Origin of the sequence: Polaromonas sp. UBA4122, from assembly GCA_002381615.1 — a bacterium.
GTDB lineage: Bacteria > Pseudomonadota > Gammaproteobacteria > Burkholderiales > Burkholderiaceae_C > Polaromonas.
In genome coordinates, this window is sequence record DFWY01000134.1 from 40,104 (window position 1) to 54,425 (window position 14,322).

Annotated in this window: 11 protein-coding genes; 9 read left to right on the forward strand and 2 right to left on the reverse strand. The window is 59.6% G+C overall.

The window, feature by feature from the left end; all coding sequences use genetic code 11:
* Positions 1-58 precede the first annotated feature (58 nt).
* Positions 59-1,009 carry an asparaginase gene (locus tag B3F77_RS16265; RefSeq protein ID WP_293605953.1) on the reverse strand — a complete coding sequence of 317 codons (951 nt, stop codon included), beginning with the start codon at positions 1,007-1,009 and terminating at the stop codon, positions 59-61.
* A 131-nt stretch (positions 1,010-1,140) separates the two neighbouring features.
* Here B3F77_RS16265 and lexA point away from each other — a divergent pair, with 131 nt between their 5' ends.
* The 3 genes from lexA to B3F77_RS16280 all read left to right on the forward strand — a co-directional run bounded on the left by lexA (position 1,141) and on the right by B3F77_RS16280 (position 3,538).
* Entirely contained in the window at positions 1,141-1,845 is a 705-nt protein-coding gene (gene lexA, locus B3F77_RS16270) for a transcriptional repressor LexA (protein ID WP_293605954.1), read from the forward strand.
* A 137-nt stretch (positions 1,846-1,982) separates the two neighbouring features.
* A complete protein-coding gene (locus B3F77_RS16275) occupies positions 1,983-2,372 on the forward strand; it encodes a hypothetical protein (protein ID WP_293605955.1) in 390 nt (129 codons plus the stop codon).
* Positions 2,373-2,530: 158 nt separating this feature from the next.
* Positions 2,531-3,538 (forward strand): D-2-hydroxyacid dehydrogenase family protein, encoded by a 1,008-nt coding sequence (locus tag B3F77_RS16280; RefSeq protein ID WP_293605956.1) that lies wholly within the window; start codon positions 2,531-2,533, stop codon positions 3,536-3,538.
* 263 nt (positions 3,539-3,801) lie between these two features.
* On the opposite strand, the gene B3F77_RS16285 is transcribed toward B3F77_RS16280, so the two are convergent.
* Positions 3,802-5,913 (reverse strand): type IV pilus assembly protein FimV, encoded by a 2,112-nt coding sequence (locus tag B3F77_RS16285; protein ID WP_293605957.1) that lies wholly within the window; start codon positions 5,911-5,913, stop codon positions 3,802-3,804.
* Between the two features lie 58 nt (positions 5,914-5,971).
* Here B3F77_RS16285 and B3F77_RS16290 point away from each other — a divergent pair, with 58 nt between their 5' ends.
* The 6 genes from B3F77_RS16290 (at position 5,972) to B3F77_RS16315 (ending at position 14,282) form a co-directional block, all read left to right on the forward strand.
* Positions 5,972-7,492, forward strand: coding sequence for a 3-hydroxyacyl-CoA dehydrogenase (locus B3F77_RS16290; protein WP_293605958.1), 1,521 nt, complete (start codon positions 5,972-5,974; stop codon positions 7,490-7,492).
* Position 7,493: 1 nt separating this feature from the next.
* On the forward strand, positions 7,494-8,273 hold the full coding sequence (locus B3F77_RS16295; protein ID WP_293605959.1) for an oxepin-CoA hydrolase, alternative type: 780 nt from the start codon (positions 7,494-7,496) through the stop codon (positions 8,271-8,273).
* Positions 8,274-8,439: 166 nt separating this feature from the next.
* Positions 8,440-9,165 carry a Crp/Fnr family transcriptional regulator gene (locus B3F77_RS16300; protein ID WP_293605960.1) on the forward strand — a complete coding sequence of 242 codons (726 nt, stop codon included), beginning with the start codon at positions 8,440-8,442 and terminating at the stop codon, positions 9,163-9,165.
* 3 nt (positions 9,166-9,168) lie between these two features.
* A complete protein-coding gene (locus B3F77_RS16305) occupies positions 9,169-10,278 on the forward strand; it encodes a phosphotransferase (RefSeq protein ID WP_293605961.1) in 1,110 nt (369 codons plus the stop codon).
* A 52-nt stretch (positions 10,279-10,330) separates the two neighbouring features.
* The gene (locus B3F77_RS16310; protein WP_293605962.1) at positions 10,331-11,590 is read left to right on the forward strand and encodes an acyl-CoA dehydrogenase family protein; all 1,260 of its coding nucleotides are present in this window, start codon (positions 10,331-10,333) and stop codon (positions 11,588-11,590) included.
* 565 nt (positions 11,591-12,155) lie between these two features.
* On the forward strand, positions 12,156-14,282 hold the full coding sequence (locus B3F77_RS16315) for a serine/threonine-protein kinase (protein ID WP_293605963.1): 2,127 nt from the start codon (positions 12,156-12,158) through the stop codon (positions 14,280-14,282).
* Positions 14,283-14,322: the final 40 nt, after the last annotated feature.

Consider the following 14,322-nt stretch of genomic DNA (forward strand, 5'->3'; position numbering starts at 1 on the left):
GCAGCCTTTTTGATGCATGGATGTCCTCACAACAACGCTGGTCTGGCTGGGCTGGACCTCAGCCCAGCAAGCGCAGCATCAGGTCTACCCTTGCCTTCACCGGGCTCAGTCCTTTTGAATCCGGGAGAGTGTCGTCTGGCTTGGGCAACACCCGGCCATTAAGGCAGCGCGTCGCGCGAACCACCTTGACCCCTGCCGCCTGCGCTTTGAGCAAAGCAGCTTCCAGTGCATGATGCAGCGTGCCGTTGCCGGTTGCAGCGACCACCAGGCCCTGCACACCCTGCGTCAGCAAGGCCTCCACCACTGCGCCGCTGGCTCCAGCATGGTTCATGACGATTTCAACACGCGGCCAGTCGGCGATGTCCGCTAAAGTTGCTATGTTTTTCATAGCTATCGGATACCGCCCTTCCTGAGCTAACGGCCAATTTCTCAATAATCTGACGAAACCCTCTTCCACATAACCGATCGGTCCGGCATCGCCTGAACTGAATGCGTCCAGCTTATAGGTGTGTACTTTTTGCACGTCAAGCGCGCTATGAATGGTGCCGGCGCAGACGGCTACCACGCCCTTTGCACCTGCGTGGCGGGCCACGGCCATGGCATCGAGCAGGTTTTGCGGTCCGTCGGGCACCAGTGCAGTCGCTGGGCGCATGGCACAGGTCAGCACCACCGGCTTGGCCGGCTTGCACACCGCCTGCAAAAAATACGCGGTTTCTTCCAGCGTGTCAGTGCCGTGCGTGATGACAATGCCCTGGACGTCAGGCCGGGCCAAAAAGTGATTGACGCGCCCCGCAAGCTGTGCCCAAACCGCAAAGCTCATGTCCTTGCTGTCGATCTGCGCGACCTGCTCGGTGATGACAGGGCCAGCATCCGCCAAAGCGGGAATCACCGCAAGCAGCTGATCGATGCCCACTTGGGCGGCGGTGTAGCCAATGTTGTCGGAAGCACTGGCCGCCCGGCCGGCAATGGTGCCGCCTGTACCCAGAATCACAATGTTTTGATGCTTCATAAAGTCTGGACTTGCATTCTTTTAAAAACTGTATAAAAATACAGCCACTGGATATTAAAACAGTTACCAAAGAGATACTGCGCCGGGTAGACCAAGACTACCCCACCCTGCTAAACCAAGGAGTCCCGGTCATGAGCGCCCTCAAAGATTTTTCGCCTCTGTCCTACGAAGGACCCAAGCTCACGGCGCGCCAGCAACAAATCCTGGAATTGATCCAGAGCGCCATCGCCCGCACCGGAGCTCCGCCTACCCGGGCCGAAATAGCTACTGAGCTGGGCTTTCGCTCAGCCAATGCAGCCGAAGAGCACTTGCAGGCCCTTGCCCGCAAAGGGGTTATTGAGCTGGTAAGCGGCACCTCGCGCGGCATACGCCTGCGCAGCGACACCCTGCGTTCCCTGAACGAATCCCGAATCAAACAGTTTTCCCTGCAGTTGCAAAACCTGGCCCAACTCGCCCTACCTTTGGTGGGGCGGGTTGCTGCGGGTAGTCCGATTCTCGCGCAGGAACATGTAGAACAGACCTATTATTTTGAAAGCAGCCTGTTTCAACAGCAGCCTGATTACCTGCTCAAGGTACGGGGCATGAGCATGCGCGATGTCGGCATCATGGATGGCGATTTGCTCGCCGTCAAACAGGCCAAGGAAGCGAAGAACGGCCAGATTGTTGTGGCCCGGCTCGGCGATGAGGTGACCGTCAAGCGCTTTCGCCGCAACAAGCACCTAATTGAACTACTGCCCGAAAATCCCGACTTCAAAACCATTGTGGTGGAGCCAGGTGAGCCTTTCGAGCTTGAAGGCCTGGCCGTCGGTTTGATCCGCAACACCATGCTGATATAGCCCACCCTTATCCAGTCGCGCAACAGGTGGCGGGCGTTTGGTCATTGGCGGCCAACACCCTGATGCAGCGGCCCCACTGGCAACCCAGCCAGTCCGAAATCCTGCCTGTGTAAACCTCTCTCAAACAGGAGTTCATCATGGGGATTGTCAGTTTCTCACGTTCACCAATTTTGTCAGTTTTACTCGCGCCGGTGCAGGCTTTAGCAGCGTGGTTTGTACCCGCACAGAACGATTCAGGCCAGTTCACCGCATCTGCGGCCGCCCGGCGAGCCCCCAGTCAGCTGACGCTGCCCTTTGCTTCAGGCAGCACCACCGTGCCGTGCCGGCCGACTACTACCGATGCCGCAGCCGCCAAATCCGGCAAAAGAGCTTCGAAAATGCCCGCCCACAGACGCCTAAGGGTTGTGCGAGAGTTTGACTCGGCCGTCAGCCCGGCTTGCGCTGGCCGCATGGTCATATCGGGTCGCATGGCAGATGTCTGCGCAGAACTTGAGCGCATGGCCCAGCGCGAGACCGCAGCGCAGTGAAATCTCCCAAACATTCAAACAGTCCCCCGCCAGGCTATTGAGTTGTTAGCACAACGGCCACCGAAGCAGGCAGCGGTACGTTGCCTTCCGATACAAGTTGAATGCTTTCAGGCATCCCTCTAGCGAGAGATGAAAAAACTTGCAGGCACAATACCGGAATGAATATTGTGATCCTCGATGACTACCAGGACGCGGTGCGAAAACTGAGCTGCGCTGCCAAACTGGATGCCTACCCCGCAAAGGTCTACACCAATACTGTCAAAGGCATAGGCCAGCTGTCAGTCCGACTCAAAGACGCCGATGTGATTGTGCTGATTCGGGAACGAACCCAGCTAAATCGGCAAGTCATTGAGAAACTACCCAAACTCAAGCTAATCGCCCAAACCGGTCGTGTTGGCAGCCATGTGGATGTTGCGGCGTGCACAGAACGCGGGATTGCGGTTGCCGAAGGCATCGGGTCTCCTACCGCGCCTGCCGAACTAACCTGGGCACTCGTGATGGCCGCCATGCGCCGCATTCCCCACTATGTGGCCCATTTGAAGCACGGCGCGTGGCAGCAAGCTGGTCTCAAATCAGCGTCAGTGCCGCCCAATTTTGGCATCGGCTCGGTCCTCAAAGGAAAAACGCTGGGCATCTGGAGCTACGGCAAGATCGGGCAAATCGTTGCCGGCTATGGCCGGGCGTTTGGCATGCGGGTAATCGTTTGGGGCCGCGAAGCATCGCGCGAGCGGGCCCAGGCTGATGGTTTTGAGATAGCCGGCAGCAAAGCAGAATTCTTCGAACAAAGCGACGTGCTCAGCCTGCACCTGCGCCTGCACGAGGCAACCATGGGCATCGTGACGCTGGAAGATTTGTCGCGCATGAAACCCACCGCCTTGCTGGTCAATACCTCGCGGGCCGAACTGATCGAGCCCGAAGCGCTGATTGCCGCACTCAATCGAGGGCGCCCAGGCCTGGCGGCTGTTGACGTCTTTGAATCAGAACCCATTTTGCAAGGCCATGCGCTGCTTCGGCTCGAAAACTGCATCTGCACGCCGCACATCGGCTACGTCGAGCAGGACAGCTATGAGATGTATTTTGGAGCGGCATTTGACAACGTCGTCAACTTCATCAAGGGCACGCCCACCAATATTGTCAATCCCGGCGCCTTGCAAGTGCGACGCTAATGTGGTGTAACAGACCCGACGACATCCATAAAAATGATGGTTTTTTTGTCAGCGAACGCAGCGAAGAGCCACCCCGGAGCAAGTTCAAGCCCCTCGGGGGTAGCGCAGTAGTATGCGAAGCGGCAGGCGTGAGGGCCGCCACCATGAAAGCACAACCCATAGCGACACCAATAGGTATCGCGTGGATTTGCAATGACACCACGCTCGGAAGAACGCAGTTTTGCAAGCCGGATAGTGTCCAACACTACACCATGACAGCCAAGCTACTTGTCCTTGAGTAGGGTCCGGTCTAGGGGGTCGAGGTCGAAATCGATCAGGTTGCGGGGTTGCTCCGGGGGTAGTTGCTCGCCAGCCTTGGTCTGGGAGAGATGCGCTGGCGCAGCCTTGTCATCAAAATCACGGCTCAAGTCGATGTCCAGGCCAAGCCGGAGTGAGGTATGGGGCTGGGTCAGGCCGAAATGTTTCTCCGGAACGAAAGGTCGCGCTGGCACATCCTTGAGCTCGGCCGACAGAGGCTGAATATTGGTTGCGGAGAATTCGGTCGTGCGGTGCGAATACCCTGACGAATCCGGCGCAAGGAACGTCGATGGTCCTCTCCGCTCAAAGTCTCCCAGTCCGGCAGGCCGCCCGACGATTTTCTTGGCAATGGAGTGGAGCAGCAGCAATTCGCGGTAGGCTCCAAGACTAAAGGCCTCGTTCCTTGAATCGGGCTTGCGGAAAATGGACTCCTCAATGACATCGAGTACCTTGGGCGTCGGCCACAGCGCCTCAATCCGCGAGAGCGCGGTCGTATAGAACTCCAGGCCCTGGGTATCAGTGGTGTACTCGTCAAACGCAGGCACTTGAGCATTGAATATCCTGTTGAAGTCCTTGCGCAGCAGCTCGTAGTCGTCTTTGCGGCCCAAGCTGTGGTAAAGGTCGAACAGGTCAAGATAGGCCAGTGCGCTGGTCTCCACGTTATCGGTGATGTGGTGGCGCAAGACCTCCACCGCCTTATCGAAGTCGCCCAGAGTCACGAAGAAGTCTGCCTGCTGCTGCACGTCGAACAGTTCTTCCACATTCACGATGCGTGGCATGCCCGTCAGACTGGGTGAAAAATCCGGACGGTCTTTCGATTCGATCGACCTGAAGTGCTTCGCCGACTGCGGCGCCTTGAAGTTCTTGAGATTCTCGACCAGGGATTCGTCCACATTGAGATTGAGATCGAGGTCCAGTTCAGACTCTGTTCGCTTGCCCGCCTCGCCCAAGGGTTTGGTCTTGAGATGCGGCGTCAGAGGCTCCTGTTCCTGCGAGGATGACGCCTGCATGTCAAATTCATTATCAGAACCAAGCCCTTTGCGCCACCAAGGGCTGCGGGCAAATTCGCTGTTTTGACGTCGGCTGTGGGTCCAGAGAAAGATGGCAGCCAGCAAGGCCTGCATCAGGAAGGCACCCAGGGTATAGACCAGCCAGTTTCGGTAGCGTTCGCTACGTGCCTGCTCAAGCTGGACCCGGAGTTCCTCCACGGCCTTCTCGGTCTTGCGGCTTTGGGCCAGTATGTTGGCCAAATCCGCCTCCAGGGACTTGAGCCTCTGGTTGTCGCGCAGGACATCCTTCGGTTGGGCGTTGAGCGCCTGCCAGAGCGCAGCCGCTGCGGCCCGTTGCTGGGCATCTGGCGATGGCATGGTCAACAGTTCTGATGAGGCGCGGAGCACCGGGTCTCGCTCGGCTGCAAGGTCCAGGGGATCAAGCTTCAGGCGGGAACGCGGGGATTTGCGGGCCGGTTCCGGCGCCGCTTTGGCAACCAGACCCGCTGACGGCAGGGCCAAGCGGCGAACTACGGTACCGCCCTTGGCTCCCGAATCTTTTTTTCGTGGGCTGCTTGTTGCAGGCTCAATTTGCGCCCTGCTGGCAGGCATAGCGCCTTTGCTACCCGTGACGTGGGTGCTGGGCTGTTGCATCGCCACCGCCGCCGCTTCACCGATAGTTTCCGGCATAAGGATGGCGCTGTCAGTCACCACCTCCGCGAGCAGCACGTACTTGCGCGTAGTCTTCTGTGAACATCCCTCGCGCACCAACACCGTCACCACGGGATCATCTACTGCGGAATTGGTCCGGATCCGGATCAGCGCTTCATTGGCGTTGGCACCCACTGCAGTGCCCGTGCTGACCCGGCTTGGCGATATCTGGTTATCTCCGAAAAAAACATCAGCTGACACACAGACCGCCGAGAAACCTTCAGAACCAGACAGTTGAGCTACCAGCGTCACGTCGAAGGGTCGGCCGACAATGGCTGCGCCGCGCATACGCCCCAAAGACACGGCCAGACTGCTGGCAGCGGCACCCAATAACACGGCACCGAATATGTATTTGAGGGACGTTTCGGTTACTTTCATGTTGTTACAGGATTTTGCCATAGCCCAGCCGCCAAGCATGGTCGGCCATAATTCAGAAATGGAACTAATTTACAAAAACGTTGGAATTGTTGGCACGGGCGCCATGGGCCGTGGTATCGCCCAGATTGCCGCGCAAGCGGGAAGCCTCGTCACGTTGATGGACGCGCAGACCGGCGCAGCTGAAAAGGCCCGAGAGGCGATCTGCGCCCAATGGGACAAGCTGGTAGAAAAAGGCCGCTTGGAGGCCGCTGCGGCGACCGGCCACAAGGCACGGCTTCTGGTGGTCAGCACACTGGCTGATCTGGCGGGCTGCGACCTGGTCGTTGAAGCCATTGTGGAGCGGCTGGACGTCAAGAAAACCCTGTTTGCCGAACTCGAGGCCCTTGTGCCCGCACACACCGTGCTGGCGAGCAATACCTCGTCACTGTCTGTCACGGCCATCGCAGCGGCGTTGAAGCACCCTGAGCGCCTGGCTGGCTACCACTTTTTTAACCCCGTTCCGCTGATGAAGGTGGTGGAAGTCATCGCCGGACTGAAAACCAGCGCAGCCGTCTGCAGCGCCTTGACCAGTTACGCCCGCCAGATGGGACACACGCCCGTGCAGGCCCAGGACACCCCCGGCTTCATCGTCAACCATGCCGGGCGGGGCTACGGCACCGAAGCGCTACGCATCGTCAGCGAAGGCATCGCCAATTTCGCCACCATAGACAGGATTTTGCGCGACCAGGCCGGTTTCAAGCTTGGCCCCTTCGAACTGATGGACCTGACCGCGCTGGATGTTTCCCATCCCGTGATGGAGTCCATCTACCATCAGTATTACGAAGAAGACCGCTACCGTCCAAGCGTCATCACGGCGCAGCGGCTGGCAGGAGGCGTATTGGGCCGCAAAACCGGCGAAGGCTTTTACCGCTATGAGGGTGGCGTGGCACAAATTCCTGCCGAAGCCCTCGTTCCAGAGGTGGCAGAAATCCCGGCGGTCTGGGTGTCACCCCGGGCGGCCCGGCGCTCGGAACTGCTGCAGCTGCTCAAAAACCTCGGCGCCCCCATCGAAACCGGCCAGTCCCCCTCGCCCGAGGCGCTGACGCTGGTTGCCCCGCTGGGTTTTGACATCACCACGGTCGCCGTAGTGGAGCGGCTTGACCCGGCGCGCACGGTGGGTATTGACCTACTGATTGATGACGCCACCACCAAGCGGCGCGTATTGGCCACCAACCCTGCTACCCGAAATGACATGCGCGATGCTGCCCATGCCCTGTTCGCCCGGGACGGCAAGCCTGTCAGCGTGATCCGGGACAGCGGCGGATTTGTCACGCAGCGCGTCGTCGCCGCCATCGTCAACATTGCCAGCGACATGTGCCAACAAGGCATCTGCAGCCCGAAAGATCTGGAAACTGCCGTGACGCTGGGGCTGGGTTACCCCATGGGCCCGCTGGCCATGGGAGACCTCTATGGTCCCACCAACATTCTGGAGGTGCTGTTCAACATGCAAACCGTCTATGGCGACCAGCGCTACCGCCCTTCCCCGTGGCTGCGCCGCCGGGGCGCGATTGGCTTGAGCCTGATGCACGAGGAAAGCTGACATGTCCGGTTCACTGAAAAGCATCAGCGAGGGCAGCACCCTCATCCTGACGTTGAGCAACCCCGAGTTCAAAAACGCGCTGGGGCCAGAAATTTACGCCGCAGGCATTGAAGCCCTCAATGCAGCCGAGAACAACCGCGACATCCGCAGCGTGGTGATCACCGGTGAAGGCGCGGTATTTTGCGCGGGTGGCAACCTGCAGCGACTGCAAGCCAACCGGCGCGAGTCGCCTGAAGTGCAGGCCCAGAGCATTGAAGGCCTGCACAACTGGATTGACGCCATCCGCACCTATCCCAAACCCGTGATTGCCGCCGTCGAAGGCGCCGCTGCCGGCGCTGGTTTTTCGCTGGCATTGGCCTGTGATTTTGTCGTAGCCGCCGACAATGCTGTGTTTGTGATGTCTTACAGCACGGTGGCGCTATCGCCCGACGGCGGCGGCAGTTGGAGCCTGGCGCGTGCCTTGCCGCGCGCCCTGGCCAGCGAGCTGCTGATGTGCGGCGAGCGCATCAGCGCCCAGCGGCTGCACGCCTTGGGCCTGGTGAACCGCGTATCTGCCGCGGGTGATGCCCTCACCCAAGCCTTGCAACTCGCCGAAAACCTCAATGCGCGCGCACCCAATGCGCTGGCCAGCATCAAGGAACTCATCAACGATGCGTCGACGAACACCTTGAGCCAGCAGCTGGACAGCGAACGCGATCACTTCGTGCTCAATCTGCATCACGCCAATGGCGGCGAAGGCATTGACGCATTTTTGCAAAAGCGCACGCCGCAATACCGCTGAAGAACGACGGACCTCGGGTTCCGATCCCGCAACAGCCCTGGGCCTCCCGGTGGTTACCAGCGGCACACAATGATTCATGCACGACACCCATGCGACAGCCGGGTGGCGCAGGAGCGCGTCCCTCAAGCGACAATGCGGGTCTTGTGAGTCACTCAAAAGACAGTCCATGGACAATCCTATTCTTACGATAGACGAAAGAGCGGCCATCAATAACGGTCGCTGGTTTTCATCCCTGTCCCCTTCCCTGAGGCACGACATACTTCGATGCGCCTACGTCAAACGCTACAAAGACAGCGAACTCATTTCAGCCCGGGGCGATGTGCCGGAAGAATGGATTGCTTGCGCCATGGGTGCGGTGCGCGTGAGCTCGACTTCGATCTCGGGCAAGCAAATTACCCTGACCTATGTGGAGCCTGGCATCTGGTTTGGCGATGTAGCGATTTTCGATGGCGAGCGGCGCACGCACGACGCCTATGCGCATGGCGGCACCACCATCCTGTGCGTAGCACGCGGCGACCTGCGCAAAATCCTGAGCCAGCATGTCGAACTGTACGAAGCCTTGCTGCGCCTGCACGCCCGACGCATCCGGCAGCTCTTCGGTCTGGTGGAAGATCTCAACACGCTGCCGCTGCGGGCGCGCCTGGCCAAGCAGTTGCTGCATCTGGTGCGCAGCTATGGCGTACCCAGCCTGGCCGACGGAAGCGAGGTGCGCATCGGCCTGCAACTGGCGCAAGAGGAACTGGCCCAGTTGCTCGGTGCTTCACGCCAGCGGGTCAACCAGGAACTCAAGTCCATGGAGCGCGAGGATGCCATCCGCATCGAGCCCGGTGGCCTGGTGGTGCGCAACCGCGAAGTCCTGATGCGCATTGCTGAAGCCGAGATTGACAAATAAAACATGACCAATTTCGACCATTTTGTAGGTACCCGGGCCGTGCCCGGCGCGCAAGCTTTTGACCTGGAGGACCTCACCGCTTACCTGAACGACCATCTGGACGGTTTCAAGGGCCCGCTGACGCTCGAGATTTTCAAGGGCGGCCAATCCAACCCGACCTACAAGCTGATCACCCCGGGCAGGTCTTACGTGATGCGCGCCAAACCTGGCCCGGTCGCTAAGCTGCTGCCCTCCGCCCATGCGGTGGAGCGCGAATTCAAGGTCATGCGGGGCCTGCAAGGCACCGACGTTCCCGTCCCGAAAATGTATTGCCTCTGCGAAGACGAGTCCGTGATTGGGCGCGTTTTTTATGTCATGGAGTTTGTTGAAGGCCGTGTGCTCTGGGACCAGGCCCTGCCCGGCATGACGAACTGCCAGCGCGGCGAGATCTATGACGAAATGAATCGCGTCATCGCCGCCCTGCACAAGGTGAAATTTGCAGAGTGCGGCCTGGCCGGTTATGGCAAGCCTGGCAACTACTTTGAGCGCCAGATCGGCCGCTGGAGCAAGCAGTACACCGCCTCGGCCGACGGAACGGGCCCCATGACCCAGCCCATCCCCGAGATGGGCAGCCTGATGCAATGGCTGCCCGCCAACATGCCGGCCAGTGCACGCGATGAAAGCCTGGTTTCCATCGTGCATGGCGATTTCCGGCTTGACAACCTGCTCTTTCACGCCACGGAGCCGCGCGTGCTGGCGGTGCTGGACTGGGAACTGTCCACGCTGGGCCATCCACTAGCGGACTTCAGCTACCACTGCATGGCCTGGCATATTCCGCCGGGCACGTTCCGCGGCATTGGCGGGCTGGACGTAGCCAGTCTGGGCATTCCCACTGAGGCCAGGTACATCCGCCGTTATTGCGAGCGCACCGGCCTGGCCACGCCCGAAACGCTTCAGGCCGACTGGAACTTTTACCTGGCCTACAACCTGTTTCGCCTCGCCGCGATTTTGCAAGGCATTGCAAAACGGGTCGAAGCCGGAACGGCTTCCAGCGCCCAGGCGGTCAGCTCGGCGGCTGGCGCGCCGCTGCTGGCCAAGATGGCCTGGGACTTTGCGCTTAAAAGCCAGGCTTGATACCAACTACTTTCTCCAACCACCGCTAACAACAACCCCTCCAGGAGACTTCATGGACTTCGATTACACCCCCAAAGTACAGGAACTGCAGGCCCGCCTGTTGAAGTTCATGGATGAGCACGTCTACCCGAACGAAGCCCGCTTCTTCCGGGAAATTGCCGAAAACCGTGCCAAGGGCAACGCCTGGATTCCCACCACCATTATTGAAGAACTCAAGCCCAAGGCGCGCGCCGCCGGCCTGTGGAACCTGTTTTTGCCACACTCCCCGCGTGCGCCCGAAGGCCTGTCCAACCTCGAATACGCGCCCTTGTGCGAAATCATGGGCCGCGTGCCCTTCGCGGCCGAGGTGTTCAACTGCTCGGCACCCGACACCGGCAACATGGAAACCATTGCGCGCTATGGCTCCGAAGCCAACATGGACCAGTGGCTGGACCCGCTGCTCAAAGGCGAAATCCGCTCGGCCTTCCTGATGACCGAACCGGAAGTCGCGTCGTCCGATGCCACCAACATCCAGTGCCGCATCGAACGCGATGGCGACGAGTATGTGCTCAACGGGCTCAAGTGGTGGTCGTCCGGCGCCGGCGATCCGCGCTGCGCGGTCTACATCGTGATGGGAAAAACCAACCCTGAGGCCGGCCGCCACGAACAGCAATCGATGATTCTGGTGCCTTCCAACACGCCAGGCGTCAATGTCATTCGGCCGCTCACGGTCTTTGGCTATGACGACGCGCCGCATGGCCATATGGTGGTGCGGCTGACCAACGTGCGCGTGCCCGCCAGCAACCTGCTGCTGGGCGAAGGCCGCGGCTTTGAAATTGCCCAAGGTCGGCTTGGCCCCGGACGCATTCACCACTGCATGCGCAGCATCGGCATTGCCGAGCGCGCGCTGGAACTGATGTGCCAGCGCCTGAACAGCCGGGTTGCGTTTGGCAAGCCCATCGCCACCCAATCGGTTTGGCGTGAACACATTGCCGAAGCCCGCTGCATGATCGAGCAGGCGCGCCTGCTCACGCTCAAGGCCGCTTACATGATGGACACCATGGGCAACAAGGTCGCCAAGGCCGAAATTGCCATGATCAAGATCGTGGCACCCCGGATGGCCTGCCAGGTGATTGACTGGGCCATTCAAGCCCATGGCGGCGGCGGCGTGTCGGGCGACTTTCCGCTGGCCTACGCCTACGCCAACCAGCGCACCTTGCGCCTGGCCGACGGACCGGACGAAGTGCACCGCGCCTCGCTGGCCAAGCTGGAACTTGCCAAGCACCTGCTGAAGTCCGGTGAGGTCAGGATGCCGGTGACGCGCGGCTCTTAAGACTTCCCAGTTTTGACTTTCCACTTTTCCGCGCCAGCTTTTGCTATAAAATTAATAGCTTTTGGCGCAGGTTTCACCTGGGCTAGAGCCACGTTTGACGTAAGAAAAATTAATTTTGGCGAATCAAACCGATGGGGAGCAGCTACACCGATTGACATCGGAAAACATCTACGGACAGCTGTAAGCTGATGTTCGTCAGATGAACTCAGGCATTCATTGCCATCAAATGGCCCGGCGCAAAGCTCAGGCTTTCCGGCGCCTCCCTGCGCTTTCCCTCGTTGGTCTTCGTGAAAATTGTCACATTGCATGCATTTGATACTACGTCGGGAACTACGCGATTCAATCGTGCAAAAAGTGGCTCCGCCAACTTTTACCAACACCGCGCTCTCGGGCTCAGACCAGTATTTTTTCCCACTTGTGGATGTCGTGACCTGTGCTGGTGTCCGCGACGAATCTCAGACTTTAATCGTGTCCGTGCTTTGTAAGGCGCGCGCTAGAATCGCGCTGTGTTCCAAAATGTATCCACATTGCATCTATTGATATTTCCGCTCGTCCCCGCAGCCTCATGACTATCAAAAAGCTCGGTAGATACGATGTCGTCCGCGTGCTGGGCAAAGGCGCGATGGGGTTGGTGTACGAGGGGCGTGATCCCAATCTTGATCGTCGCGTAGCGATCAAGACCATCCGGGTTGAAAATCTGTCTGAACAGGCTGCCGCTGAATACGAGGTGCGCTTTCGCACCGAAGCGCATTCCGCCGCTCGGCTTCAGCACCCGCATATCGTCAGCGTTTATGACTCGGACCGTGATGGTGATGTGGCTTTCTTGGTCATGGAGTTCATTCAGGGCGATGACCTGAAGTACCACCTAGACAAGGGCGATCGTTACACCCTTGAGCAATCCGCAGGAATCATGGCCGACCTGCTGTCGGCCCTGGACTATGCGCACCGGCAAAACATTGTTCACCGTGACATCAAGCCCGCCAACCTGTTGATTGAACCAAGCGGTCGGGTCAAACTCACCGATTTTGGCGTCGCCCGTATTCAAGACTCCGGAGACGCCACCCGAACGCAGGGTACCATCGTCGGCACCCTCAGGCACATGGCTCCCGAGCAGGTGCAGGGCCTGCCGGTAGACGCCCGAGCGGACCTGTTCGCTGCAGGGATCGTGCTGTACCAGTTACTCACAGGCACACGGCCATTTGACGCTGACACCGACTTCGCCATCATTCAGCAAGTGGTTGGACACACGCCTCCCGCACCGACAGCGTTCAATCCCAAGCTGCCCCCTGCAATGGATGCGGTGGTGGCCCGGGCGCTTGCCAAATCACGTGACCAACGCTTTGCCACCGCTGGGGAATTCGCGTCAGCGCTTCAGGCAGCCTGCAAAGACGCCGCCGAACCCACCTTGGTTCCTCCGGCAAGCCCGTCCCGGTCAGCCAGTCATTCCACCCGAACAGACACCCTGCGCACCGGCGAAGCCCTGACGGGCGCTCAACCCAGCACCGTGTCGGGTGTGTCCTCCGTCACCCAGGAAATTGAGCTGGTCTACTGGAAAGAGATCAAGGACTCCGACGATGTTGACGACATTCAGGTTTTTCTCGCTCAGTTTCCCTCTGGTATTTATGCCGCACTAGCACGCCGGCGACTCAGAAAACTGGGTGTGCTGGCCGGTGAAGATTCAGATATCAGCACGCCAACGGGAACAGGCACGCTGGCGATGCCCAGCTCGGCCCACCAGATGGACAAGACAGTGTTCGTTCCGGGCGGCGGCAGGGCTGACGCAAGCGGTATAAATGGCATAGGCGGCAAAAGCGGCGCAAGCGACCCAATCGGCACAGGCCGCGAAAATGCTGGCATGGGCCCCAATGGGTCCGCCGAGGCCACAGGTTCAGCAGGGGCACAGCCGCCCGCACCGTTCACAATAGTGATGCGCCAGCCAGAAGAAAGCTCGGCCAATACAGTGCTGCGCCCTCAAAATTCCGGGCCCGCCAGCAATGCACTGGCCGTAGCGGCCGTTGCTCCCCCGAAGATTTCAGCGCCTGCTGGGATACCTGAGCCACCGGAGCGCCACCGCCAGCCATCAAGAACTCACGCAAGAAAACGCCAAGCACCGCCGGACAAGTCCGACAAGCCCCATCCATGGGCGTGGTTTCTGGCAGGCCTTGTGGCCTTGGCTGGAAGTGGCTTCGGCTTGACGCTTTTGCTGTATAGCGGCACGCCGTCGGCCTTGCCTGTAACAGCACAATCGTCACCGCCGGCCATGTCGGCCGCAGCGCCAGCCATCTCACCACCGCCAACTACGATCGAAGCAGCAGTCCTGACCGTTGCTCCGGCAGCGTCAGTGCCTGCCGTTGCGTCTGGTTCAGCGCCAAAAGCACCCGCTGCAGTTGCCCGAAAGCCCGCTGCGAACAAAAACACGCAGGCTAAACAAGCGAAGGCAGGTGCTGCGAGCACTGCGGCAGAACCCACGTTGGCAGATACGTCCTCCGTCGTGCCTTCGCTTACCCCTTCGCCCCCCGCGCTCCGGGCGGTGCAAGGCGATCCACGGCAGGCCTGCGAAGACCGTATACTTTTAAGCTTTCAGATTTGCATGGCGTCTCAGTGCGCCAGACCGGTATTCGTCAATCATCCCACTTGTGTAGAACGGCGAAGCATGGAGCAGCGAAGGCATGAGACAGAGCAGAGCCGGTAGGCGTTTTGGGCCGAAACGGGAGAGTCTGAATTTGTGTGTG